This is a genomic window from Pseudomonas sp. 01L34, from assembly GCF_056400265.1.
Map to the genome: position 1 here is coordinate 691,541 of NZ_JBFTSX010000002.1, position 26,253 is coordinate 717,793.

19 protein-coding genes and 3 pseudogenes are annotated in these 26,253 nt (G+C 60.5%); 12 read left to right on the top strand and 10 right to left on the bottom strand.

Annotated features, from left to right (window positions below):
• The first annotated feature begins 38 nt into the window (after positions 1–38).
• Together AC1DQM_RS07745 and AC1DQM_RS07750 are read left to right on the top strand one after the other, a co-directional pair.
• On the top strand, positions 39–686 hold the full coding sequence (locus AC1DQM_RS07745) for a BON domain-containing protein (protein ID WP_477745960.1): 648 nt from the start codon (positions 39–41) through the stop codon (positions 684–686).
• Positions 687–724: 38 nt separating this feature from the next.
• A pseudogene (locus AC1DQM_RS07750) lies at positions 725–1,084 on the top strand (helix-turn-helix domain-containing protein); the annotation flags it as partial.
• 14 nt (positions 1,085–1,098) lie between these two features.
• Here AC1DQM_RS07750 and AC1DQM_RS07755 read toward each other — a convergent pair.
• Positions 1,099–3,381, bottom strand: coding sequence for a heavy metal translocating P-type ATPase (locus AC1DQM_RS07755; protein ID WP_477745961.1), 2,283 nt, complete (start codon positions 3,379–3,381; stop codon positions 1,099–1,101).
• A 292-nt stretch (positions 3,382–3,673) separates the two neighbouring features.
• On the opposite strand from AC1DQM_RS07755, the gene arcD reads away from it, so the two are divergent.
• Positions 3,674–5,167 (top strand): arginine-ornithine antiporter, encoded by a 1,494-nt coding sequence (arcD, locus tag AC1DQM_RS07760; RefSeq protein WP_477745962.1) that lies wholly within the window; start codon positions 3,674–3,676, stop codon positions 5,165–5,167.
• A 77-nt stretch (positions 5,168–5,244) separates the two neighbouring features.
• The gene (locus AC1DQM_RS07765) at positions 5,245–5,787 is read left to right on the top strand and encodes an Hsp20/alpha crystallin family protein (RefSeq protein WP_477744299.1); all 543 of its coding nucleotides are present in this window, start codon (positions 5,245–5,247) and stop codon (positions 5,785–5,787) included.
• Between the two features lie 93 nt (positions 5,788–5,880).
• Here AC1DQM_RS07765 and polX read toward each other — a convergent pair whose 3' ends face one another.
• Complete coding sequence (gene polX, locus AC1DQM_RS07770) at positions 5,881–7,665, bottom strand: DNA polymerase/3'-5' exonuclease PolX (RefSeq protein WP_086945365.1); 1,785 nt, start codon at positions 7,663–7,665, stop codon at positions 5,881–5,883.
• Positions 7,666–7,956: 291 nt separating this feature from the next.
• On the opposite strand from polX, the gene AC1DQM_RS07775 reads away from it, so the two are divergent.
• A complete protein-coding gene (locus AC1DQM_RS07775; protein WP_477745963.1) occupies positions 7,957–9,324 on the top strand; it encodes an erythromycin esterase family protein in 1,368 nt (455 codons plus the stop codon).
• Positions 9,325–9,358: 34 nt separating this feature from the next.
• On the opposite strand, the gene AC1DQM_RS07780 is transcribed toward AC1DQM_RS07775, so the two are convergent.
• A complete protein-coding gene (locus AC1DQM_RS07780) occupies positions 9,359–10,009 on the bottom strand; it encodes a dienelactone hydrolase family protein (RefSeq protein WP_477744302.1) in 651 nt (216 codons plus the stop codon).
• A complete protein-coding gene (locus tag AC1DQM_RS07785) occupies positions 10,002–10,706 on the bottom strand; it encodes a phosphoribosyltransferase (protein WP_032834042.1) in 705 nt (234 codons plus the stop codon). The genes AC1DQM_RS07780 and AC1DQM_RS07785 overlap by 8 nt, the downstream gene beginning before the upstream one ends.
• Positions 10,707–10,982: 276 nt before the next feature.
• Here AC1DQM_RS07785 and AC1DQM_RS07790 point away from each other — a divergent pair, with 276 nt between their 5' ends.
• On the top strand, positions 10,983–11,549 hold the full coding sequence (locus tag AC1DQM_RS07790) for a phosphoribosyltransferase family protein (protein WP_477745964.1): 567 nt from the start codon (positions 10,983–10,985) through the stop codon (positions 11,547–11,549).
• A 35-nt stretch (positions 11,550–11,584) separates the two neighbouring features.
• Here the strand turns inward: AC1DQM_RS07790 and AC1DQM_RS07795 are convergent, their stop codons facing one another.
• Positions 11,585–12,172, bottom strand: a complete 588-nt coding sequence (locus tag AC1DQM_RS07795) for a Spy/CpxP family protein refolding chaperone (protein ID WP_477744304.1) — start codon at positions 12,170–12,172, stop codon at positions 11,585–11,587.
• A 158-nt stretch (positions 12,173–12,330) separates the two neighbouring features.
• On the bottom strand, positions 12,331–12,888 hold the full coding sequence (locus AC1DQM_RS07800; protein WP_477745965.1) for a nitroreductase family protein: 558 nt from the start codon (positions 12,886–12,888) through the stop codon (positions 12,331–12,333).
• A gap of 220 nt (positions 12,889–13,108) precedes the next feature.
• Here AC1DQM_RS07800 and AC1DQM_RS07805 point away from each other — a divergent pair, with 220 nt between their 5' ends.
• The 3 genes from AC1DQM_RS07805 to AC1DQM_RS07815 are packed head-to-tail and all read left to right on the top strand — an operon-like array spanning position 13,109 to position 17,564.
• Positions 13,109–13,966, top strand: a complete 858-nt coding sequence (locus AC1DQM_RS07805) for a polysaccharide deacetylase family protein (protein ID WP_477745966.1) — start codon at positions 13,109–13,111, stop codon at positions 13,964–13,966.
• Positions 13,963–15,234, top strand: a complete 1,272-nt coding sequence (locus AC1DQM_RS07810; RefSeq protein ID WP_086945361.1) for a putative glycoside hydrolase — start codon at positions 13,963–13,965, stop codon at positions 15,232–15,234. The genes AC1DQM_RS07805 and AC1DQM_RS07810 overlap by 4 nt, the downstream gene beginning before the upstream one ends.
• Entirely contained in the window at positions 15,186–17,564 is a 2,379-nt protein-coding gene (locus AC1DQM_RS07815; protein ID WP_477745967.1) for an exo-beta-N-acetylmuramidase NamZ domain-containing protein, read from the top strand. Before AC1DQM_RS07810 ends, AC1DQM_RS07815 begins: the two co-directional genes overlap by 49 nt.
• Before the next feature lie 63 nt (positions 17,565–17,627).
• Here AC1DQM_RS07815 and AC1DQM_RS07820 read toward each other — a convergent pair.
• The 3 genes and pseudogenes from AC1DQM_RS07820 to AC1DQM_RS07830 all read right to left on the bottom strand — a co-directional run bounded on the left by AC1DQM_RS07820 (position 17,628) and on the right by AC1DQM_RS07830 (position 19,492).
• Positions 17,628–18,511, bottom strand: a pseudogene (locus AC1DQM_RS07820) (universal stress protein).
• A gap of 175 nt (positions 18,512–18,686) precedes the next feature.
• A complete protein-coding gene (locus AC1DQM_RS07825; protein WP_477745968.1) occupies positions 18,687–18,920 on the bottom strand; it encodes a hypothetical protein in 234 nt (77 codons plus the stop codon).
• 74 nt (positions 18,921–18,994) lie between these two features.
• Positions 18,995–19,492 (bottom strand): BCAM0308 family protein, encoded by a 498-nt coding sequence (locus AC1DQM_RS07830; RefSeq protein WP_477746018.1) that lies wholly within the window; start codon positions 19,490–19,492, stop codon positions 18,995–18,997.
• A 297-nt stretch (positions 19,493–19,789) separates the two neighbouring features.
• Between AC1DQM_RS07830 and groL the strand changes: the two genes are divergently transcribed.
• From groL to AC1DQM_RS07845, 3 genes are all read left to right on the top strand, one after another.
• Entirely contained in the window at positions 19,790–21,406 is a 1,617-nt protein-coding gene (gene groL, locus AC1DQM_RS07835; RefSeq protein WP_477745969.1) for a chaperonin GroEL, read from the top strand.
• A 131-nt stretch (positions 21,407–21,537) separates the two neighbouring features.
• Positions 21,538–23,364: an ATP-dependent zinc metalloprotease FtsH gene (gene ftsH, locus AC1DQM_RS07840; protein ID WP_477745970.1), complete on the top strand. Its 1,827-nt coding sequence runs from the start codon at positions 21,538–21,540 to the stop codon at positions 23,362–23,364.
• A 55-nt stretch (positions 23,365–23,419) separates the two neighbouring features.
• Complete coding sequence (locus AC1DQM_RS07845) at positions 23,420–23,845, top strand: potassium channel family protein (RefSeq protein ID WP_477745971.1); 426 nt, start codon at positions 23,420–23,422, stop codon at positions 23,843–23,845.
• Positions 23,846–23,861: 16 nt separating this feature from the next.
• On the opposite strand, the pseudogene AC1DQM_RS07850 reads toward AC1DQM_RS07845, so the two are convergent.
• Positions 23,862–26,246 (bottom strand): annotated as a pseudogene (locus tag AC1DQM_RS07850) (phosphoketolase family protein); the annotation flags it as partial.
• Positions 26,247–26,253 lie beyond the last annotated feature (7 nt).

Here is a 26,253-nt window from a genome sequence, read left to right on the forward strand (position 1 = left end):
CACCTGGCCTACCAACCTTTCAGACAAAGGACATCACCATGAACGACTTGAGTCTGCGTCAGAGCATTATGGATGAGCTTGAATTCCAGCCTGAGATCGATGCCGCCAACATCGGTGTGACCGTGGACAATGGCGTCGTCACGCTCACCGGGCACGTTAAGAGCTACGCGCAAAAAGTCAGCGCGGAACGCGCGGTAAAAAGCATAAAAGGGGTACGGGCCGTGGCCGAAGAAATTCAGGTCAGGCCGATGAAAAGCGCGGGCACGGCGGACGACGCCATTGCCTCCCGCGCCTTGAATATCCTCACCTGGAGCTCCGACATTCCTGAGCAGGACATCAAAGTCATCGTGCAGAAAGGGTGGATCACCCTTGAAGGCGAAGTGGACTGGCAGTACCAGAAAGAAACCGCCGAGATGGCTGTGCGCAAGCTGTCGGGGGTGGTAGGCGTGGACAATCGGCTCGTCCTTCGTCCGCAAGTGAACGTGGAGGATATCCAGCGTCGTATCGAAGAAGCCCTCAAGCGCAATGCCGAAGTCGATGCCAAGGCAATTCACGTCAAGGTCGAAGGCGATGTGGTGAAGCTGGAAGGCAAGGTTCATTTGTGGCGTGAGCGTCAGATCGCCGAACGTGCCGCCTGGTCAGTACCGGGGGTGAGGCAAGTGGATGATCATCTGCGCATTGCCTGAGTCAATGAGCCCGGGGAACCTGTAATTCCCCGGGATACCAGGAGCTGCCGGCACGGCAACACAACCTGAACAGGTTTCTAAGCCGTGAAATCGTCCGCGATCACGATCTGCTGATGATGTTGGGCAACATGAACTCGGATGAGCGTCTGGCCGCCTTTCTGCTGAACCTGTCGCTACGCTTGAGCATGCGTGGCTACTCATCCAGCGAATTCATACTCAAGATGCGGCGCGACGAAATAGGCTCCTACCTGGGGTTGCGCCTGGAAACCATCTGCCGGGGTATCGCCCATCTGCGGGAACAGGAGCTGGTGGAAATAGCCGGTCGTGAGGTCAAGATCCTGAACCTGCACGGGCTCAAGCAGTTGGTCGCCGGTTGCCATTCGGTGGCCCTCCACTGACGCTGTATGGCTTTTCAACGCTTATCAAGGTAACGAAACAACTCTTCCTCCTGATCGAAGTGCAGCCGCACGAGGGTATCCAGGCGGATCAACTGATGCTGGATCTCATCGACAGAAGCTGTTGCAGGGTCGGCACTGAAATCCGTGCTCATGCGCGCCAGCAAATGGATCAGGCGAAAGATCTCGCGGTGGACGTGGCTCATCGCCGACATGGGGTCCTCGCCGGGCAGGCTTTGCGTCAACAGCGGATACAGGTTTTTTTCGTCGTCCCGTTCATGGCGGGCCAGTGATTCCTGCAGGTTTTTTACCAGCGCCAGCAAGTCGCTCTGCGCTTGCTCGAGTGGGCGCTGGGCGAAGTCGCTTGCCAGTTGATGCAGATCGCTGAGTACCGAAGCGAGCTGGTCGTGTTCGTCCTGCAGGTGATCGATATGCTCGGCGGCCAGCTTGCGTTGGCGCAAACCCGGTAACGGCCCCAATGCACGCAAGGCATTGAAGATGATCACCACGTCGATACCCTCCTGCACCACGGCACCGACCAGCGGTGGCAAGTAGCCGAAGGCGGCTACCCCCATGGCCAGCACAGACATGCCCATGCCGGCCAATACGCCTTGACGGGCGATGTGGCGAGTCTGACGGGCGATGTCCAGCGCCTCGACCAGACGGTCCAGACGATCCACCAGCAGCACCACGCCCGCCGCTTGCGCGGACGCCGTGGCACCGCTCGCCCCCATGGCCACCCCGACATTGGCCGCCGCCAGGGCGGGGGCATCGTTGATGCCATCACCGACCATCAGTGTGCTGGCATGCTGGCAGGCATCCTGTACCGCACGCACCTTGTCCCCAGGACTCAACCCGGCGCGCAACTCGTCGATCCCGGCCGACAGTGCAATCATCTCGGCGGTTTCCACGCGATCGCCCGTGAGCATGACGATCCGCTCGATGCCTCTGTTGCGCAGTCGGCGCAGGGTCAGCGGGGTTTCCCGACGCAGCTTGTCGGAGAAGATCAGCAGGCCCGCGAGAGCCCCATCCACTTCAACGAAGCTGCCGCTGCACGCCAGGTAATCCATGCGGCGCAACATGGTGGCGGCCCAGTCGCCAACCGGTGATTCATTCTGAACAAAGGACAACGTGCCGAAACGCACCCGCAGACCATCGATCAACCCGCAAAGACCGGAGCCCGGACTTTCCTCGACCGCCTGCGGCACGCTGAGCGGCAATCCACGCTGACAGGCCGCCTCGACAATGGCTTGGGAGATGGGGTGCGTCGAGGCCTGTGCCAGCGAAGCGGCGAGACACAGCAGACGCTGTGGATCGAGCGCTCCGTTGGTCTCGATCGATTGCAGACGGGCGTGGCCGCTGGTCAACGTGCCGGTCTTGTCGAGAAACACTTGCTTGACCTCGGCCAGCGCTTCCAGGGTGACGCCGTCCTTGATCAGGATCCCGCGCCGCGCTGCCCTGGAAATACCTGACATGATCGAAATCGGCACGGCCAGAATCAACGGGCAAGGCGTGGCCACCACCATAACCGCCAGCGCGCGCAACGAGTCGCCACTCAGGTACCAGGCGATGCCGGCAATCAGCAATGTCAGCGGTATGAAGAACAACGCGTAACGGTCGGCCAAACGCACAAAAGGCGCGCGCGATTGCCGTGCGGCTTCAGCCAGGCGCACGACCCCGGCGTAGGTGCTCTGCGCTGCGGTTCGAGTGGCTGTCAGCAGCATTGGCGTACCGACATTGGTCACCCCGCTGGGCAGTAGCTCTCCTTCCAGGCGGGTGACCGGCAATGACTCGCCGGTGAGCGCCGACTCGTCAAGAATCGCCGTGGGGCTGAGTAGACGGCCATCGACCGGTACCACTTCCCCCAGGCGCACAAGCAGCGTCTGATGCGGCTGGATCTGCTCGACCGGAATCTGCCGTAAATTGCCGTTCTCCTGCAGCCAGGCAACGCGTGGCGCCCGGTCGACCAGCGCACGCAGTTCGCGTTCGGCGCGCTGTTGGGTGAAGAACTCCAGGATGCGCCCCGACGCCAGCATCAAGGCAATCACCGCCGCCACCAGCGTCTGCTGAAAAAACAACGCGGCGGCAATCGACAGCAGAGCGATAAGGTCCACACCCGCTTCGCGCCGGGCCAGGCGCCTGACAATCTCGACGAGCAGCACCAGGGCCATCACCAGACTGCCCGCGGCCCAGCAAATCGAGGCCCAGTCAGACTTGTGAGCAAGCTGCGCAATGCCCCCGGCCAGCAGGGTCAGGGTGGTGAGCAGCAATAAAACCGGGTCCAGCCACTTACTGAACATCGATGTGGGTTCCTCAAGAAACGCTGCGCAGCCCTCGTTGTACAAATGCCTGCGGCTCATCGCCGTCATGGGTAGAGCTTAGGTCTGGAATGCCCGGCATGTTCGCTGCGCGCTATCAATTGAAGCCTCGTCTGGCGTTAGCGCAATGGCCGCTGCGGGACAAAATCGCTGTGTGCTTTCTTTCTGATTTAAATCAAACAGCCAGGGGCCGTTCACGTAGACATTTAGAGTCAGCGTTCACACCGCCGTGTCTGCGGTCAGCGCTCATTCTTTCGTTTCGTGGAGGCCTGACATGGCGACTCATCTGCACGGCACGCAACCGATTCTCCCGCCGACTGCCCCCCAACCCCTGGCCGGCAGTTGGCGACAACTGGAGCCTAAGCGCCTGTCCCTGAGCCTGCTGACGGCTCTGGTGATCGGCTCGATGATCGGCAGCGGCATTTTCAGCCTGCCGCAAAACATGGCCGCCAGTGCGGGTGCCGGTGCCATCCTGATTGGCTGGCTGATCACCGGCGTCGGCATGCTGTCGCTGGCACTGGTCTATCAAACCTTGTCCAGCCGTCAGCCGACCCTGGACAACGGCGTGTTTGCCTATGCCCGGGCGTTGGGCGGTGAGTTCCTCGGCTTCAACTCCGCCTGGGGCTATTGGATCAGCGCCTGGGTCGGCAACGTCAGTTACATGGTGATTCTGTTTTCCGCGCTGAGTTTTTTCTTCCCGCTGTTTGGCGAAGGCAACAACAAAGCGGCGATTGTCGGGGCGTCCGTGGTGCTCTGGTCATTGCACTGGATGATCCTGCGGGGCATGCGCACCGCGGCCAAAGCCAACGCCCTGACCACACTGGCCAAAGTCGTGCCCTTGCTGCTGTTTATCGGGCTGGTGATCGCGGCCTTCCAGCGTAAAACCTTCATGGCCGACTTCTGGGGTTCTCCCGCACTGGGCAACACGCTGGATCAGGTCAAAAGCACCATGCTGGTGACCGTCTGGGTGTTCATCGGGATCGAGGGTGCCAACGTGTTTTCCGCCCGTGCGGCCGAACGCGTCAATGTCGGCCGTGCCACCGTTATCGGTTTCGTCATTACCTTGTTGCTGCTGATTGCGGTGTCCCTGTTGTCGCTGGGCATTCTCGGACAACCGGAGCTGGCGACCCTGAAAAACCCTTCGATGGCGGGCGTACTTGAGGCAGTTGTCGGGCCGTGGGGCGCGATGCTGATCAGCATCGGTTTGATCATTTCAGTCGGTGGCGCCCTGCTCGCCTGGACGCTGCTGGCAGCCGAATCGATATTCACCCCCGCCAAGGAAAAGGTCATGCCGGGTACGCTCGCCATGGAGAGCACCCGTGGCGTGCCCGCCAATGCGCTGTGGATCACCAACGGCTGCATACAACTGTTCCTGCTGCTGACGCTGTACTCGAGCGCCACTTACCTGACCCTGATTTCCCTGGCCACTTCGATGATTCTGCTGCCGTACCTGTTCAGCGGTTTGTACGCATTGAAACTGACTTTGCAGGGCCAGACCTACGCTGGCCACCGTGGCCTGCAACTGCGTGACATGGCCATTGCCTCGGTCGCCACGCTGTATTGCCTGTGGTTGCTGTATGCCGCCGGGCCTAAATACATGTTGCTCAGTGCTTTGCTCTACGCCCCCGGCTCGTTGATTTACCTGGGCACCCTGAAGGCTCGTCAGGGACAAGCGCTCAACGGCCCCGAGACGGGACTGTTGATCATTATCTGGGTGGCGGCAGCCATCGCCGGCTGGATGTTGTGGTCCGGAACACTGGCCTTGTGAGGATGTTCTTGTTTTGTCGTGGTGGGCCGCAAAACCAATGTTTCGGTTCACCTTATTCGCCAAGAGGAGAAAAGAAAATGAGCAACTCCGTGAAGAAAGTACCCGTTCATACCGAAGCGAAAACCGCTCAGCGCCCAAAGACAACTGATCTGATGCGCCCCTTCGAAAAGCTTCGGCAACAGGTCGACCATCTGTTCGAAGACTTCAGTCTTGGCTCGGGGTTGTCGCTGTTCAACCGTGGACTGTTCGATGTCGCCCCCTTGTGGGACCGGGAATTGATCGGTCAGAGCATGCCTGCGGTAGACATCGTCGAGAAAGATAAAAGCTTCGAAATCACTGCCGAGCTTCCCGGCATGGATCAGAAAGACATTGAGATCAAACTGTCCAATGGCAGCCTGATCATCAAAGGGGAAAAGCAAGAAACGAAGGAAGAAAAAAAGAAAGGCTACCATCTCAGCGAACGTAGCTATGGCTCCTTCGAACGGATGTTCAACCTGCCCAAAGAGGTGGATGCAGAGAAGATCGAAGCCAGTTACAGCAAAGGCGTACTGAGCATCTCGTTGCCGAAAAAGCCTGAAGCCCTGAAGGCTGACAAGGTCGTGCAGATCAAAGGCAACTGAGTCCCGGGCCTGCCCCTTGTCGGGAAACCGACAAGGGGTTTTTTATGGGTACCAGACAACCTCGCCCTTCATCTCCTGAACGTTGTGGTGCTCTTAACGACCAACCAATGCCTTGAGCTCGGCCAGCGAGCGGGTATTGATCACGTTATGTTTTTCCAGCCAGCCTCGGCGTGCCTGAGCGACGCCATAACGCAAGTTGGCGAAATCAGCGGCGCGGTGTGCATCCGAATTGACGCTGATCAGCACACCTTCATCCTTGGCGTACTGGCACTGCAGGTCGAACAGATCCATGCGTTGCGGTTGCGCGTTGAGTTCCAGGCAGCAACCACGCTGAGCGGCAGCCTTGATGATTGCCGGCAGGTCCAGGTTCAGCGGGTCGCGTTCGTTGATCAGGCGACACAAGGGGTGGGCCAGGATGGTGAAGTAGCGATGGTCCATGGCCCTGAGAAGGCGTTGGGTCTGTTGACGCAGCGTCAGGCCGAAATGACTGTGGACGGCGCCCACCACCAGATCCAGACGTCCCAGGATATCGTCGGGTAGGTCCAGGTGGCCGTCTTCGAGAATGTCCACCTCGATACCCTTGAGCAACGTCATGCCCTGCAAGCGGCTGTTAAGCGCATCGATTTGGTCGATTTGCTTCAACAATTGCTCGACTCCCAGCCCATGGGCCACCCTGAGGGACTGTGAATGGTCGGTGATCGCCAGGTATTCCAGCCCAGCCTCCCGGGCCGCCAGCGCCATCTCTTCCAGGCTGTTGCCTCCATCCGAAGCGCGGGTATGCGCATGAAGGTCGCCTTTGAGGTCGGTCAACTCAATCAGCCCAGGCAAATGGCCGGCCAATGCCGCAGCGACTTCGCCACGGTCTTCGCGCAGTTCCGGCGTGATCCACGGCAAGCCCAATGCCTGATAGACCGAAACCTCGGTGGTGCTGGCCAGGCGATTTTTGGCCCGGAACACGCCATATTCATTGAGCTTGAGCCCCAGCTTCTGAGCCCTCTGACGAATCGCGATGTTATGAGCCTTGCTACCGGTGAAATACACCAGTGCAGCGCCATACACCGCCGGCTCGACGACACGCACATCCACTTGCATGCCTGAGTTCAGCATGACGCTTGCACGCGTGTGCCCCTTGACCAGTACGGTGGAAATGTCCGGATGGCTGATGAACTGCGTGGTGACATCCACCGAAGGCGCTGCCGCCACCAGAATATCGATGTCGCCGACGGTGTCGCGCATGCGTCGCAGGCTTCCGGCAGTGGTTGCTTGCTCGACTCCCGGCATCTGCTGCAGGTATTCGGTCAGTCTGCGCGCCATCGGCTCAACCAAAGCCAACGGCAAACGACGATCCTTTCCGATCCCCTTCTGCGCGGCACTCAGCAGCCGCGCTTCCATCCGCTCACCGAAGCCGGGCAAATGGCGAATGCGACCCTGTTGAGCGGCCAGACAGAGTTGCTGCGCAGTTTCGATACCCAGGTCGTGATAAAGGTTTTTGACGCGCCTGGGTCCCAACCCGGCAATGGAAAGCAGCCCGACCAGCCCGGGTGGCAATGTCGAACGCAAGCGTTGGCGTAGCGAGCAATCACCGGTGGTCACGATTTCATTGATCTTGCCGGCAAGATCAACCCCGATCCCGGTCAGTTTGGGTAGCGGCTCGCCACGAGCGAGGGTTTTCGCCACGTCAAAGGTCAGCGCCCTCAGGGTCCGTGCTGCATTGCGGTAAGCCCGGATCCGGAAGGGATTGGCGTCCTCGATGTCCAGCAGGTCAGCGATTTCATCAAAAACCGCAGCGATATGATCGTTGTCGACCACCTGACCGCCGCTGGTCGGGGGCGGCAAGGCCGACGAAGGTGCCTGGAAAGGCGCGACAGCGTGCTTCATGGCATGACTCCCATCGCACAGGCTTCATGAAATCAGCATTACCGATCCAGCCTTCCCGGCATTGATATAGGTCAGACAGCAACCGAACACTCATCGGCCATTTCGTGCACCGACTATTGATAAAACTCAAATGCTCGACAGCATTCAGGCGTAGGAATGATTGAAGAGGCGGTACAGGCCCGCGACGTCGAATGGATCGAAAACAACCCCGTGCGAGCCCTGCCCTGACAGTCGACGTGATGCCGCGCCGCATCGCACGTCGGGCAATCCACCCTTATGGGGATGACGTTCATGAACACACCTTCCCAGAACATGCTGAACCAGCTGTATGGCACGCATACCCACATTGACGAGGCCTCCATCGTCCCGCTCTTGCGCCAATACGCCGAACCCCTGCCGGAACTGAGTTCATCGACCTTTGGCGAAATGTTCGACCGCTTCGCGGACGCGCGCGTGGTGATGATCGGTGAAGCCAGCCATGGCACCAGTGACTTCTATCGGACCCGGGCGGCGATTACCCAACGGCTGATCGAGCAACACGGATTCAATATCGTGGCCGTTGAAGCAGACTGGCCGGACGCGGGCCATGTAGACCGTTATGTCAGAGGGTTGGCGCGCTCGGCGTGGACGCGGCACATTTTCAGCCGGTTCCCGACCTGGATGTGGCGCAACACCGATGTGAGAGCGTTCACCCATTGGCTGCATCAATACAACCACCAACACGCACCTGAACAGCGCGTCGAGTTTCGCGGTCTGGACGTTTACAGTTTGCGCAATTCCATCCATGAGGTGCTGAGCTATCTGGACCGTGTCGACCCGCAACTGGCACACGAAGCACGGCGTCGCTATGGCTGTTTGACCCCGTGGCAGGATGATCCTGCGCTGTACGGCCACTTCGTCGAACGCGACGGCATAATGCCCTGCGAGCATGCGGTGGTCGAACAGCTCAATGCCATGCTCGCCGAGCAACTGGCCGGGGATATCAAGGACGATGAAGCGTTCTTCGATGCGACCCAGAACGCCCGGGTCATCCTGGCGGCGGAACAATATTACCGAGCGATTTATCGAGGTTCGACGGCCTCCTGGAACCTGCGTGACAGGCACATGTTCGACACGTTACGTGTGTTGCTCGAACACCGCGGTCCGCAAGCCAAGGCCGTGGTGTGGGCGCACAACTCCCATATCGGCAATGCGGCCGCGACGGAGATGGGCTGGAAAGATCAGTTCAATATCGGTCAACTGTGCCGCAATGCCTACGGGCGCGATGTGGTTCTGATCGGCATGAGCACCGACCGTGGCCAGGTGGCCGCGGCCGACGACTGGGATTGCGAGATGCTCATCAAGGACATCCGGCCCTCCCGGCCAGACAGTTGGGAGCGCAAGTTCCTCGACGCCGGCGTCCCGGCTTCATTGACCGACTGGCGGGATCCACAGCGAAAAGAGCTGCGCCGGGCCCTGTCCAAACCGCTGCTGGAACGGGCCATCGGTGTAATTTATCGACCCGCGAGCGAACGCTTCAGCCATTACTTCGAGTCAGTGTTGACCGAACAATTCGACGCCATGGTCTGGATTGAACAGACGCAACCGGTAACAGCGTTGCCCCTGCCGAAAAGCCAGGCGCTGGAACCGGAAGACGAAACCTTTCCATTCGGCATATGACAGGCATCGGACGGTGGTCGTCTGCGTGGGATGACTACCGTCGCAAATACTGCTCGAACCAGTCGCCGGCCAGTCTGGCGACTTCTTCGAGGGCTCCTGCTTCCTCAAAAAGATGTGTCGCGCCCGCCACCACTTCCAGGCGCTGCTCGCACTGCAGGGCGCGACTGCTTTGCACATTGAGGTTGAGCACCACCGGATCCCGCTCGCCGACAATCTGCAAGGTCGGCGCCTTCACGCGGGACAGCGCCTCACCCGCCAGATCGGTCCGCCCTCCCCGGCTCACCACCGCATGCACCACGTCCGCCCGCTCGGCCGCTGCCAACAGTGCCGCCGCAGCACCGGTGCTTGCGCCGAACAATCCGATCGGTAGCGGTTGCAGTTCGGCGTCCTGACCAATCCAGTCGATCACCTTCACCAGTCGGTTGGACAGCAGCGCAATATTGAAACGCAATTCCCGGGTCTGGTTATCCAGGTATTGCTCTGGCTCCGTGAGCAGATCGAACAGCAACGTACCCAACCCCCGCTCAGCCAGCGACAGCGCAACCTGTTGATTACGCGGGCTTGAACGACCACTGCCGCTGCCATGAACGAACACCACCAGGCCGCCAGCGTGCACCGGCAGACGCAAGTCGGCAGACAGCTCCACGTTCCCCAGGTCCAGCTTTCGATAGCGAAGCTCAAACATCGGAGTTCTCCTGACCGGAAGCACTCGTGCCGGATTCTCTGCGCCAGGCCCGATGCAAAAGATCGATGACTTCTTCGTCCGAGGTCTGGGAAAAATTCAAATACCAATTGCCGATCGACATCAGCCACTCGGGGGTGAGCGGGCAGATCACCTCATCGACTTCGCTAAACAGCGCCTCTACCGTCTCCGGTGGCGCCACCGGCACGGCGACGACAATCCGCGACGGTGCTTGCAGGCGCGCCGCCTGGACCGCCGCCATCATCGAGGCCCCGGTCGCCAGGCCATCGTCGACCAGAATCACCACCTGATCCTTGAGCGCCAAGGGGGCTCGCGAGCCCCGGTACAGGCGCTCGCGACGCAACAGCTCCTGGGTTTCCCGTGCCACCACGTTATCGAGCGTGCGCTGATCGATACGGTTCGCCCGCAGCGTATCGTCATTGACGATCTGGATACCGCCACTGGCAATCGCGCCCATGGCGAACTCCTGATGGAATGGCACCCCGAGCTTGCGGACCAGCATCAGGTCCAGGCGAACCTCCAGGGCCGTGGCAATTTCATAGGCCACCGGCACGCCGCCACGGGGCAAGGCGAGAACGATGACATCGGGTCGATGAGCGTATTTGAGCAACGGCTCCACCAGCCTTCGACCGGCATCAACCCGGTCACGCAGGAGGGTTTGCGTTGAGGGACTATAAATCACTTGAAAACCTCCCCAGGCGAGCACACCTGTCGGTTCGTATCACACAGCCTTGACCTCTCCACGTCCTTGCGGGATCAAGCATCAGTTTTTATTAAAAATCCTCCGCTGGAGTCTCCTTGTCGTTGATTTTTATCAAGCTCGCGCGCCAGGCCCGCCGTGGATGCGCAATGGGTTTGGCCGTTCATTTCGCCATAGTTGATCAATATCAATCGGGTTGGGGACCGATGGGTTACGTTGCCGACATTGGACAGCGGCTCTCGACGGGAGATTGCCATGCCGACCTTACTTGCGAGCCCGCGATTGCGCTTGTACGACAGCGATGAACTCGATTCGGTGTTGCAGGCAATGGCGCGCCAGGCCGCGGCACTGTTGCCGCCCACTCAAACGGCACTGATTGGCATCCAGCGCCGCGGCGAACCTCTGGCGCAGCGTTTACAGCAGCATCTGTCACATCAGACCGGCCAGCCAGGACTGCCGCTCTACCCCTTGAAGGTCAAGCGCTATGCCGATGACCTCAAAGTGCTGCATGCCCACACCGAACTGACCGAAAACCCGCAGCTGGGCGAGCTGGACCTTGCCAGCACCACCCTGCTCGTTGTCGACGATGTGCTGTTTGAAGGCCATTCGCTCCTGCGTACCTGCGCGTATCTGGCGCAACTCGGTGCTCGTCGGGTCTACACGGCCGTATTGGTCGACCGGCACGTCTGCCAGCAGCCGATCCATGCCGATATCGTCGGCGTGCATCTGCAAGTGGCCGCCACTGACATCGTCGAATGCAACGTGCCCCCTTACGAAAGGGAGTTTTGTATTGAAGTCTGGCGGCATGGCGCCGCGCGATGACGGCGCAACATGCGTAATCGAACAGTGAGTAGCGCTTACGGTTTGCTTTTTTCGTCCTGGTCGCCTTCCATCATTCGTGGTCTGAACATGTGCATCGGCATCTGCCAACGGTCATTGCCGTAGAGCCGGTGATGCACCACCGTCCAGAACAGGTCGAAAATGGTTTTCTGCTCAGCATCCAATACCCCGTAGAAAGTTTTGGTACGCACCAGCGCAGCATCCATGCGCTCCAGATGCGCCTCCATCCACTTGGTTTGTGTGCGCAAACGCTCTATCTCTCTGGCCATTCTTTCGGGGGTCGTTTCATCCGTCGACGCCCTCTTCGTGCTCGCGCTTTCATCACGTTCGGCCTTGGCCTTTTCCTGATGCTGATTGGCGTCCGCCATGACCCCCGTGGCCCATGTGTCCCAGGCAGCCATTTGCTCCGGCTTGAGATTGAGCTTGCCCTTGAGATCGTCCAGGGTTTGTTGCGTGTATTTGACCCAGTCGAAATCCTGAAAACGATGATACATACCACCTTGCGCAGCAGACGTCGGCGGGTTGGCGAAGACGCTGGTAGAGGGCACCAGCAACACGCTTGCCGCCATCAAAATGCATTGGCCGATCAGGCTTGATCTGTTCATTTCAGTTCATCTCGATACCGTGGGTTGATTCGAGAATAGGAGTCGGCCTGGGGGCGTATCTGATCCACATCAGAAAACAGGCAGACCGTCGGGCAAGTGGATAAACGGTCGAGCTGCCCCGTAAGAGGAGCGGCCAACAATCGTTATCCACGGTGCTGTCACCCAATCCAGCGGATCACGGGTTCATTCCGGGGCACGGGCGCGGGGGCAGATTTCGGGTGACCCACGATGATTGCCACTGGCGTCCACTCGGTGGGAAGGCCAAGTGCATGCTTTCCTTGCGCAGTACCGAGAAACCCCTGGGCAAAACCGATCCAGCAACTACCCAGCCCTTCAGCGTAGGCCGCGAGCATCAGGTTCTCGGCAGCCAGTGCGCAGTCTTCGACGACCCACTGACCCGGCGCGGTTCCCGAAATCAGGATGAGTACCGGCGCGTGGTAGAAGATTTGATAGTTCTCATCATCGAGCAACGTATGGAAGTGCTCGGGCTGGGCCTCGGGGGGTATCGTCGCCAACAGGTGAGCCTTCGCTTCGCGCGAGACCCGATCCAGCAGGCTCTGGTCGCGTATGACGGTAAATGTCCACGGTTGTTGGTTCATCGCGCTGGGCGCCTGCGCAGCGGCACTGATCAAACGACGAATGATGTCTTCATCAACCGCTTCTGTCGTGTACTCCCGTGTCGAGCGACGGCCCAAGATCGCCTTATTGATGTTCATGAGGGGCATACCTCAAAAGAGTGTCATATCCTTTATAAAGTCATCCGCCCACGAGGGCTTGCTGTTGATCTAAATCAAATCAAGGCACAACCGGCCTCCCGTTTTGTCTGACGACTCGCCCCCTCGGAGCGGACCACATTGCGCGAAATTGATCTGCACCAGATAGACGATGAACGCTCAATACACACTGCAAGCGTCTGGCTCGCGCAGGAGCGCTGACATGTGCGGGAAAATCATGGCGTGTATCGGTGGGAGTGTCGCGTTCCGGCTGCTGATCCGCGTCATGCTGACAAGCGTCTGCGCACTGGCCTGGAGCACGGGCGGCGCCGCACAGAGCCCCGCACAGAACGTCGAACCACGCGTCACGATCCTCGTTTACCACCGTTTCTCGGACACGGCGGACGACTCGATGACCGTGCGCATGAGCACCTTCGAAACCCAGTTGCGCGTCCTGCGCGAGCACGGTTATCACATCGTGTCGCTGCGCGAGGTGGTCGACTGGCTGCGCAATCCCGATGCGACGTTAGCGTCGAAGCCGGTGGCGATCACCGTCGACGACGGGCATCGTTCGGTCTTCGACAAACTGCTGCCCGTCATCCAGCGCGAGCGTTTTCCGGTGACCCTGTTTATCTATCCATCGGCCATCTCCAACGCGTCCTATGCGCTGACCTGGGAGCAGTTGCGAACCCTGAAACAGACCGGGCTCTTCGACATCCAGTCGCATACGTACTGGCATCCCAATTTCAACGTCGAGCGCAGGCACCGCACGCCGGCGGATTTCCAGCAATTCGTCCGAACCCAACTGCAAAAATCACGTCAACGCATCGAGTCGCAAACCGGTGCGCAGCAGGTCGACATGCTCGCGTGGCCGTTCGGTATCTATGACGACGAGTTGATCGCACTCGCCCGCGACGAGGGTTACGCAGTGGCCTTCACACTAGACGCGCGCAAGGCTGACCGGCACGCGCGACTGCTCGCCCTGCCGCGTTTTCTGATGAGTGATGCCTACGGCGCACACGCGTTCGCGCAGTTGCTCGGTGAACCGGACACTCAGCCGACAACAGGGAACCCGCGATGACCGTTATCCGCGCATTGAGGCGCTATGCGATCCCGGCGCTATTCGTCGTCACGGCCCTGCTGACCGGGCGAAGCGCACTGGCTGTCACCGGTGTCGTGCTCGACTCGAGCACGCAGAACCCGCTCGCCGACGCAATCATCACGACCTCGGCCGGCGTGATGCGTACCGACGAAAACGGGCGGTTCGAGACGGCCGAGGCGGTCGAGAGTGTCGCCGCACGCGCCCCTGGGTATTTGCGCACCGAGGCCAAAGTGAGCGACGAAACGCCCGTGACGCTCGCACTGACCCCGTTTCGCCCCAAAGCGGTCTATCTGTCGGTGTTCGGCGTGACCAGTTCGACCCTGCGCAACAACGCTGTCAGCCTTGCTGAAAACACCGAGATCAATGCATTGGTGATCGACGTCAAGGGTGACCGTGGCCTGACGCCCTATCGCAGTGCGGCGCGCGAGGCGATCGGCGCAACGGCCCACTTGACCACACGGGCACCTCAGATGCGCGACTTGCCGGCATTGCTTGCCAAGCTGCGCGCGCAACACCCGTACCTGATCGCGCGCATCGTGGTGTTCAAGGACGATCCATTGGCCAGTGCGCATCCAGAGTGGAGCGTGCACACCGCTGACGGCCAGCCGTGGCGGGATCTCGAAAAACTGCAATGGATGGATCCGTTTTCGCACGAGGTCTGGCAGCACAATCTCGATGTCGCCGAGGAGGCCGCGCAGATGGGTTTCGACGAGATCCAGTTCGACTATGTGCGTTTTCCCGACAAGAGCGGGCTACGCTTTGCCCTCCCCAACAACCGCGCCAACCGGACCGCGGCGATCATCGGTTTTCTGCAGGCCGCACGCGCACGACTCGCCCCCTACAATGTATTTGTCTCCGCGGACATCTTCGGCTACGTCTGCTGGAACCTCGACGATACGGCGATCGGCCAGCAAATCGAACTGCTGGGCGCGGAGCTCGACTACATTTCGCCAATGCTGTACCCGTCCGGTTTCACATGGGGGCTGCCGGGCTTTACCAACCCGACAGCCGACCCCGGCCAGATTGTCAGGCGTACCCTGGCGGAGGCGATGAAGCGCACCCACCTGCCGGGCGTGCGCTTTCGTCCCTGGTTGCAGGCCTTTCGTGACTATGCCTTCGATCGTCGCCCGTTTGACGCGGCCGCGATCAGTGCTCAGGTTCACGCCGCCGACGCAGCCGGCACCGATGGATGGATGTTATGGAACCCACGCAATCACTACGAGGCCGCCGATTTGCCACAGCGCTGAAGCGCTGGGCGATGCTGCTTGGCCTGGCGATGGCGGCGCACATCGCATGCGCCGCTGATCTCGATGCGACGACGCGCCTGCAAGCCGCACAAATCGTCGAGGGCCAGATCGCCGCCGGACGCGTTCCGGGGGCGGTTGTCCTGATCGGTGACGCCACAAAGGTGTTCTATCGCCAGGCCTTTGGACAACGCACGACGACGCCCCCCCGCGAGCCGATGACGCTGGACACCGAGTTCGATCTGGCATCGCTGACCAAAGTCATCGCGACGACCACGGCCATCCTGCAACTGGCCGAAACGGGCCGCATCAACCTGGACGCCCCCGTTGCCCGGTATTGGCCGGCCTTTGGGGCGCAGGACAAAGAGGCAGTGAAGGTGCGTGACCTGCTTGCACACACGTCCGGGCTGCGCCCAGATTTGCCTGGGCGGCCACCCGGTGCGGGCCGCAAAGGTGTGTTGAGCGCCATCGCGGCGCAACGGCTGCGCAACGCGCCGGGTGCCCAAGTCATTTACAGTGACCTGAATTTCGTGGTGCTCGGCGAGCTGGTCGAACGCATCACCCACAGCTCGCTCGACGCCTATTGCCAGGCTCACATCTTCGGGCCGTTGGGCATGCGCGACACGGTTTTTCTGCCGGATACCCTGCGAGCGATACGCAGCGCACCGACACTCACCACCAAGGCCGGCACGCTCCGGGGGCACGTACACGATCCGACGGCGCAATGGATGGGCGGCGTCTCCGGCAACGCCGGGCTGTTTTCCACGGCGGACGACCTTGCGCGTTTCGCGCAGATGGTGCTGAACCAGGGGCGCGCCGGCAGCCGGCAGATTCTGCGGCCGGCGAGCATCGCCGCCCTCGCGAGCGCCGCTTCGCCGCTCGACAGCGTGCCGTGGCGCGGCCTCGGCTGGGAACTGGCCGCACCGTTCGTATCGAACCATGATCGTCTACCGCCGATTGGCGTCATCGGCCATACCGGATACACCGGCACGGGGCTGTGGATTGATCTGGTGACCCGCCAATTCATCGTCATCCTGAGCAACCGGGTGTATCCCGATGACAGCGGTGACGCGCGCCCGCTTCGTGCGCAATTGCTCGCATTGATGGCCAGTCGCGGGGCGCCTGCAAGCGGCGCGCAAATCGGCCGGTTGTTGCCCTCAGCGTTGCCGGCGCTGCGTGCCGCCGATCGCCTGCCCACCTCGACGGGCCCGGTGCAGACAGGCATTGACGTGCTTGAGGCACAGCAGTTTGCCCCGCTCGCCGGCCTGCGCGTGGGCCTGATCACCAATCGCAGCGGATTCGACGCCAAAGGCCGACGTACCGTCGACGTCCTCGCCCACGCGCCAGGTGTCAGGCTGGCGGCATTGTTCTCACCGGAGCATGGGCTGAACATCGACGTGGACGAACGAGTCGGCGACACCCGCGACCCGGCGACGGGCCTCACCGTGCACAGTCTCTACGGCGCAACCCAGCGCTTCCCGGCCGGTTCGCTCAAAGGGCTGGATGCGCTGATCTTCGATATTCAGGACGCCGGCGTGCGCTTCTTCACCTATGAGACGACACTCGGCTACGCACTCGAAGCCGCTGCGGCGCAAGGCATTGCGCTGTTCGTGCTGGACCGGCCCGACCCGCTCGGCGCACAACGTTTCGGCGGCCCGGTGATGGACAGTCGCCGTGAATCGTTTACCGGCTATTTCCCTGCACCGCTGCAGCCCGGCATGACCGTCGGCGAGCTGGCGCGTCTATTCAATCGCAACAAGCACATTGGTGCGGATCTGCGCGTTGTGCCGATGCTGGGATACCGGCGCGCGATGACCTTTGCCGACACCGGGTTGGGATGGGTGCCGCTCTCACCGAACCTGCGCACGCTCTCCCAGCTGGACCTGTACCCGGATATCGGTTTACTCGAAGGCGCAAATCTGAGTGTGGGGCGTGGCACGCCGCATCCGTTCGAGTGGGTCGGCGCGCCGTGGATCGACGCGACCCGGCTCGCAAACGCACTGAATGCGTTTGACGTCGGCGCGCATTTCGAGCCGGTCGACTTCGTCCCCACCGAATCAAACTGGCACGGTCGGCTCTGTCACGGTGTGAGCATCACCCGCCTCTCAACGCCTGCGCAACGCCCTGTAGCCAGCCTGGGGCTGACCCTGCTCGCCACCTTGCACACGCTCTATCCCCACATACTCGACCTGGCGGCTACCCGTGATTCAATCGGCTCGCAAAGCGTGTGGCAGGCGATTCGCGATGGCGCGACACCTGACGCGGCGCAAGCGCTCGACGCGGTGCCGCTTGCGCGCTTCTCGCGGCTACGGCAGGAGACTTTGTTGTATTGATGGGCAGCGTCATTGGTTGCCTATCGATGGCTGTCCAGCCTATTGGGTTTTGTCGGGCCGTCCCTAGACCGCCAGGACGCTGCATGGCACCTGATACAGAATATGTTCGGTCGTGCTGCCCACCAGTTTGTTCAATCCATGGGACTGGACTCTGCCCATCACGATCACGTCCACCTGATTTTCCTCGGCAAACTCACTCAGCGCCGAGACCGGGTGCCCCAGAATGAAATGCCGGCGGTCAGAGGCCACACCGTACCGACCGGCCAGCGCCAGGAATGATTTCTCCAGTTCCCTGCGCAACTGCTTGGTCAGCTGCGACAGAGTCAGGCCGCCGCCGCCCATATCGCCCAGATAGTCTGTCGTGTCGCAGGCATACAGCAGGTGCAACTCGGCATTGCACTGCAGCGCAAGGCCATTGGCCTGCTGGATGATCCGGTCATTCAACTCTTTGTCGGCATCGGTACCCGAAGCGTCAACGGCGGCCACGATCTTGGCGGCAAGGTATGGCCACTGCCGCCAATCAGATAGACCGGCACTGGACAGTGGCGCAGCAAGTGCCAATCCAGCGGGGTGAAGAACGCGCGCTTGAGCGCCGATTCATGCTGAACCTCCTTGATCAACAGGTCGGGCTGCATTTCCGCGACGTGATCCAGAATGTCCTGCTGCAGGTCATCGGCCCAGGCCACTTCTGCCGTCACCTCGATCCCCAGGCCACGGATATTTTTTGCCTGATACTTCAACCAGTCGCGGTGGTCCTGCAAGTAGGTCTCCCGCGCCGTTTCCCGCACGCCCTCTTCAAGCAGCGACAGAATATCCAACGACTTTATCAAGGCAGCGATATGCAAACGTGCCCCGCTGGCCTTGGCCAGGGCCGCCGCATGTTGTATCGCAGGAGACTGGCGCAGGGCCGGGTTGATGATCAATAACAACCGTTGATACTGGCTCATGATCTGACTCCAGGCAGGTGGGCTTCAACGCGCCATGGCCTGTTGCGAGGGCGCGGTCGGTGCGCCCTCGCTGGACCAGGCACCAGCGTCACCCCAGACTCCTCCGTTGGAATCGCTTTGGCGTTGATATAAATCAAATACCTTCGCCGGGCAGGTTACCGGCAGCAGCCCTCCATCATGAGTCGCTCTTGTTCATGGTTTTCAACCATTCCTGGTGGGCTTGACGGTATTTGTCATCCGCCAGTTTTTTCGCTGCAGAAAATCGTTGTATCGTCTGGGTCGAAACAGGCTCGCTCAACAACGCATAGGCTTGTTTACTCAGTCGGTCGGCTTCGGAAAAGAGCACTGCGCAACGATTGATTGATTCAGAACAGGCGGCAGATTGTGGCGTTGAATCATTGACGATCATGGCCGTACTCCTCGATCCCGACCTCCTGTCATTTCTTCAAGTTTTGTAGCGTCGAGTACACCTTCCCTCCGGTTCTACTCGTTACGCGTCCAGTCGATGTTCACCCCGAACTCGTCATCGCTGTACTGATAATCGGCGTGCCCCTTGAAGGCCGCTTTCAGTGCATGACCCAGGCGGTTCGCGAGATGGATGCCCGTGGTGGTCACAACCAGCGCCCCCTCCGAATCTGTCAGACTCATGATGCGCTCCAGGGCATGCTCCGCTTTTTCCTTTTTCTCGGTGTTTGCGATCAGGTTGATGATTTCGTTTCGATGCGCGGGCAAGAAGCTGCCCGATAGCGTGAGCGTACCCGCCGGATGATTGTCATTGGTACGCTGACAGGCTGGACAGGTCACTGATTGCGCATCATGAACCACCGTATTTTCAGGAACTTTCCAGGTCCAGTTACCTGCCTGGTAAGCGGCCCCACACTGCGGGCAGACGGCAGAGCCTTCGATTTTCGGCAAGCAATAAGGATCATGGGCCGGTGTTTTGAACAGCTGGTTTTTCTGACTCTGCTGAAACTTGTCTATGGTCTTTCCTCGCAAATGAGTTGGCTAAAAATCCCACGCGAACCGTGTTTTCATATCGCCCCCCTTCCAGTCAGGTCCACTGAAAACACGGTGGATTTGAAGATTTCATTTGGGCCCGGTTTGCTACGGCGCAGGTTGATATTTGTCAATTCGGGCCAACAACCGACGGTCGATCATCCGAACGGTACGTACTGCGACTGCACGCCTGCCTGTGTGACTTTGTTGATAAAAATCAACGCTGCACGTGCCATTTCATAGAAGCTGAAACAATGCAGAACTCTTCAGGAGAACAACCTGATGGCTCACACTAAAATCCTGTTTCGTGCTGGCGCTCGCGAGAAAATCCTCAGCGGAGCCACACAATTGGCGGACGCTGTCCGGGTGACCCTGGGACCGAAATCGAAATCGGTGTTGATTCAGAATAAATGGGGTAATCCGACGGTCTGCAACGATGGCGTGACGATTGCCAAACGGATCGACCTGCTGGACCCCGAGGAGAATCTGGGTGCGCAAATGCTGCGTCAGGCGGCGGAACGCACCGGCGAGGCCGTGGGGGACGGGACCAGCACATCGACGGTCCTGGCCCATGCAATCCTGGCCGACGGCATCCGCAACGTCGTCGCCGGTGCCAGTGCGATCGACCTCAAGCGCGGTATGGACCGGGGGCTTTCTCTGGTCATGCAATCACTGCTGGCGCAATCGCGCCCGGTCAGCACGCCCAAGGAAAAGGCCCAGGTCGCCACGCTTTCGGCCCACAACGACGCGGTCATCGGTCAGCTGGTGGCCGACGCTCTGGAAAAGGTCGGCATTGAAGGTGTTGTCAGTGTCGAAGAGTCCAAGACCACCGAAACAGTGGTCGAGGTCATGGAAGGGATGCGCCTGGATCGTGGATATGTCTCGCCCTACTTCGTGACCGATACCGAGAAGATGCAGGCCGAACTCGACGATGCCTACCTGCTGCTCTGTGACCATAAGATCGGCGTGCTCAAAGACCTGCTGCCATTGCTGGAACTGATTGCCAAAAGTGGCCAGCCACTGGTCCTGATCGCCGACGACATAGAAGGTGAAGCGTTGACCACGTTGGTGGTCAACCAGATTCGGGGAGTATTGCGCGCGGTGGCGATCAAGGCGCCAGGTTTCGGTGATCGACGCAAGGAAATGCTTCAGGACATTGCCGTTCTGACCGGCGCAACCCTGATCTCCAATGAGCTGGGGATCAACCTCGAACAGGTGGAGTTGAGCCAGTTGGGCCGGGCTCATCGCGTCGTGGTGCAAAAAGACAGCACCGCGCTGATTGGCGGCGCAGGTGCACGCGAGGCTATCGAGGCGCGCCTGCAACAGATCCGCGTGCAAATGGACAACACCACCAGCGATTACGACCGGGAAAAACTTCAGGAACGCCTGGCCAGGCTGTCTGGCGGCGTGGCAGTGATCCGCGTCGGCGCGCCTTCCGAAGCGGAAATGAAATCGCGCAAGGATGCACTCGACGATGCGATTTCCGCGACCCGGGCAGCGATCGCCGAAGGCATTGTTCCAGGTGGCGGCCTGGCGCTGCTCAAGGCTGTGCCGATGATCGCAGCCGAGGAAGCCAGCCATGAGGGCGATGTCAAAACCGGCCTGCAGATTCTGCGCCGGGCTCTGGAAGCACCGGCCAGGTTCATCGCTGAAAACTCGGCGGTGGATGCCGGCGTGGTCATTGCCCGGATGCTCGCCGAACCGGGCAACGTGGGCTTCGATGCGGCAACCAATTGTTATGTGGACATGTACGAAGCCGGCATCATCGACCCGACCAAAGTGGTACGCATTGCCCTGGAAAATGCCGTGTCGGTTGCCAGTGTCCTGCTGCTCACCGAGGCGACCATGACGGATATTCCGGAAAAGGAATCGCCTGCCCAGCCACCGTTTCCTGAATGACCGGCACGAGGTGAGGTGATCTGTGCACATCATCCGGCGCCCTGCGCGAGGGAGCAGCTGAAGCAGGCTATCTTTATTAAATGGGTTGGCCGCGGGCTTACCGATATGCGTTCCCACTCTGAGCCAAGGCCATGAAAAAGAACGACCAGTGGAACCTGTCCTACTTGGCGATCGCTTTTATCGTCATGGGCCTCATGCAGGTCTTCTTTGTCGAGCGCCAGGCCGTGCAGCCCCTGCCCTACAGCCAGTTCATGCAATTGTTGAACGAGCAAAAAGTCAGTGACTTGCAGATCGACAAAGACCGGATCAGCGGCAAATTGGTGGAACCCATCGACGGACGCGACCGGTTCTCCACGGTGCGGGTCGATCCGTCGTTGGCGACCGAACTCTCCCAATCGGGCGTCGGTTTTACCGGAGTCAACGAAAACACCTTTATGAACAGCCTGTTGGGCTGGTTGTTGCCGTTCATAATGATCATGGTGTTCTGGCATTTCCTGTTCCGCGGGATGGCAGACAAACAAGGCCTTGGCGGGTTGATGAATGTCGGCAAGTCGCGGGCCAGGATCTTTGTCGAACGCGACACCGGAGTGACCTTCGCCGATGTCGCGGGCATTGACGAAGCCAAGGCCGAACTGGTGGAAATCGTCTCGTTCCTCAAGGACAAGGCCCGATACGCACGCCTGGGCGCGCACATTCCCAAGGGCACCTTGCTGGTCGGCCCGCCAGGCACCGGCAAGACCCTGGTGGCCAAAGCCATCGCCGGTGAAGCCGGTGTGCCGTTTTTCTCGATTTCGGGGTCCGAATTTGTCGAAATGTTCGTCGGGGTCGGTGCGGCCCGCGTCCGCGACCTGTTCGAACAGGCACGCCAGGCGTCGCCCTGCATCATCTTCATCGATGAACTCGACGCACTGGGCAAGATGCGTGGCGTCGGCGTGTTAGGCGGCAATGACGAAAAAGAACAGACCCTCAACCAGTTACTGGCCGAGCTGGACGGCTTCGATCCGCGTGAGGGCGTGGTTTTGCTGGCTGCGACCAACCGGCCGGAGGTCCTTGATCCGGCGCTGTTGCGCGCAGGGCGCTTCGACCGGCAGATTCTGATCGACCGTCCCGATCGCAAAGGGCGGCAGTCGATTCTTAAGGTTCATCTGAAGAAAATCACCGTGGAACCAGGCCTCGATAGCGCACGTATCGCCGAAATCACCACTGGTTTCACCGGCGCCGACCTGGCCAACCTGGTGAACGAAGCGGCCATCGTCGCCACCCGTCGCGGCGCCGAGGCGGTCAGCCTGAACGACTTCACCGCCGCAGTGGAACGCCTTATCGCGGGGCTTGAACGCAAGAGCAGCCTGCTCGATGCCGACGAGCGCCGGGTGGTGGCCTATCACGAGATGGGGCATGCCCTGGCCGCGAGCAGCCTGCCGGCCATGGACCCGGTGCATAAAGTCTCGATCGTGCCCCGGGCCATCGGCTCGCTGGGCTATACCTTGCAGCGACCGACCGAGGATCACTTCCTGATCAGTTGCCAGACACTCAAGGACCGGATTGTCGTGCTGATGGCCGGACGCGCCGCCGAGGACCTTGTCTACGGCCAGATCTCCACCGGGGCCGCCGACGATCTGGGCCGCGCGACCGATATCGCCCGGCAACTGATCACCCGCTTCGGCATGAGCCCCGAGCTCGGGCAGTCGGTGCTGGAAAAGCAAACCCCAACGTACCTGGGAGATCGCATGGCCACGATGGGCGAAAAGGATTATTCGGAACAGACAGCCCGGGAAATCGACCTGGGTATTCGCGCCCTGCTCGATGAAGCCTACCAACGGGCCAAGGCGCTGCTTCAGAGTCGTCGGGCCGACCTGGACGAGGGCGCCCGCCTGTTACTGGAAAAGGAAACCCTCACGCCCGAGGAGTTCCCGGCGCTGATGCCATTCAAGCCCACCCCGGCATTACCAGCCCCATGACGCTGCGAACAATCGCCCGCAGACGGCGCCCTGCCCCCATCGCTGAAGGCCCATCATGTTCGCAGTCACGCTAATCAACACGTTGGTGGTGGTCATCACGGTGGTGATCCACTACGAATGCCTGCTGCGTCTGAACGATTGGCTGCCCAGGCTCAAACTCTGGAGCCGCTTTCGGATCGTCGTCGGGGTATTCGGCGCGATGGTGGCCCATGCGTTAGAGGTCTGGTGTTTCGCGCTGATCTATTACCTGCTGATCCGCTCCGGTGAATGGGGCAGCCTGAGCGGTAATTTCGATGGTTCGTTCATGGACTGCGTGTACTTTTCCTTCACCACGTTCACAACCATCGGTTTCGGCGACATTTCCCCCATGGGTAACCTCAAGTACCTGACCGGGTTGGAGGCACTGACGGGGCTGGTGCTGATTTCCTGGACCGCCTCGTTCCTGTTTCTGGAGATGCAGAAATACTGGAAGAGCAAGTAACGCCCGGCGCCGCCCATCAACCCTGATTGCCCGGCGCAGGCGTCCATTGCCACTCCATCACTTCGGGCATGTCCTGCCCGTGTTCGATGAGGTAAAGCTTGTGTTTCTCCATCGTCGCCCAGTAGCGCGCCCGGGCGGTCTGGAGCTGATCGTGCAGCCGGGGCACGCGCTCGATGACATCCAGGGCCAACTGATACCGATCCAGGTTATTGAGCACCGCCATGTCGAACGGCGTGGTGGTCGCCCCCTCGTCCTTGAAGCCGCGAACATGGAAGTTTTCATGATTGGTGCGCTTGTACAGCAGCCGGTGGATCAGCGCGGGGTAGCCGTGGAAGGCAAAGATCACCGGCCGGTCGACGGTAAACAGTTCATCGAAGACGCTGTCGGGCAAACCGTGGGGATGGTGGTACGACGGCTGCAGGACCATCAGGTCAACGACATTGATCACCCGCACCCGCAAATCCGGCACGTATTCGCGCAGCAAAGTGACCGCCGCCAGGGTTTCCAGGGTCGGAACGTCGCCGGCACAGGCCATCACCACGTCCGGATCGCTGTCATCGCGGCAGGCCCAGTCCCAGCGTCCGATACCGGCCTGGCAATGACGAATGGCGGCGTCGATGTCCAGCCACTGCCACTCCGGTTGCTTGCCGGCCACGATCACGTTGATGTAGTTGCGGCTCCTGAGGCAGTGATCGGCCACTGACAGCAGGCAATTGGTATCGGGCGGCAGGTAGATCCGCACCACGTCCGCCGTTTTGTTCGCCACCAGATCGATGAACCCCGGGTCCTGATGGGAAAAACCGTTGTGGTCCTGGCGCCAGACATGGGAGGTGAGCACATAGTTGAGCGAGGCCACCGGTTTGCGCCATGGCACTTCGGCGGCGGTTTTCAGCCATTTGGCATGCTGGTTGAACATCGAGTCGACGATGTGGATGAACGCCTCGTAACAGGAAAACACCCCATGCCGGCCGGTCAGCAAATAACCTTCAAGCCAGCCTTCGCACACCTGTTCGCTCAGAATCTCCATCACCCGGCCATCGGCCGACAGATTGACGTCATCAGGCCCCAGCGGCTCCATCCACGCCTTGGCACTGACTTCATACACCGCATCCAGCCGGTTCGAGGCGGTTTCGTCCGGGCCGAACAGGCGAAAATTGCTCGACGTCAGATTGCATTTCATCACATCGCGCAAAAACCGGCCCAGCACCCGCGTGGCCTCTGCCCGCAGGCCACCGGGCGTCTCGACGTTCACCGCGTACTGGGTGAACCGTGGCAGATCCAGCGCGCGCAACAGCAGCCCACCGTTGGCGTGGGGGTTGGCGCTCATTCGCCGATGGCCGGTCGGCGCCAACGCCGCGATTTCGGGCAACAGGGTGCCATTGGCGTCAAACAATTCGTCAGGGCGGTAACTGCGGAGCCATTCCTCCAGTTGCCGCAGATGCTGCGGCTGCTGGAAGTCGGCCAAGGGCACTTGATGCGCCCGCCAGGTGCCTTCGACCCGCTGGCCATCGACAAATGTCGGCCCCGTCCAGCCCTTGGGCGTGCGCAAGATCAGCATCGGCCACAGGGGCCGCTCCAGCGTCCGGGACGACGATCGTTGACGCGCGCCCCGCTGAATGTCGCGAATCTCCTGCACGATGGTGTCCAGCGTTCTGGCCAGGGTTTGATGAACCTCTGCCGGGTCATCGCCTTCGACGAAATATGGGTCGTAGCCATAGCCGTACATCAACGCCGACAACTCCTCCTCGCTGATGCTGGAGAGCACCGTCGGGTTGGCGATTTTGTATCCGTTCAAATGCAGAATCGGCAGCACCGCCCCGTCACGCGCCGGGTTGAGGAACTTATTGGAATGCCAACTGGCCGCCAACGCCCCGGTTTCCGCCTCGCCGTCGCCAATCACACACGCCACGATCAGGTCCGGGTTGTCGAACGCGGCGCCATAGGCATGGGCCAGGCTGTAGCCCAGCTCGCCGCCTTCATGGATCGACCCCGGAATCTGCGCCGACACATGGCTGGAAATGCCATAAGGCCAGGAAAACTGCCGAAACAGTCGGGCCAGGCCATTGGTATTGCGCCCCACCGACGGGTTGCACTCGGTGTACGTGCCTTCCAGGTAGGTCTGGGCCACGACGGCCGGCCCGCCGTGCCCGGGACCGGCGATGAAGATCATGTTCAGGTCGTGGGTCGTGATCAGGCGATTGAGGTGCGTATAGATCAGGTTCAACCCCGGCGTCGTGCCCCAGTGCCCCAGTAACCGTGGCTTTACATCCGCCAGCGTCAGCGGCACCGCCATCAGCGGATTGTCCTTGAGGTAGATCTGCCCGACCGCCAGGTAATTGGACGCCCGCCAGTAGGCATCCAGCCCTTCCAGCTGCTCGGCACTCAGAAAATCGCTCATGACGTCCTCC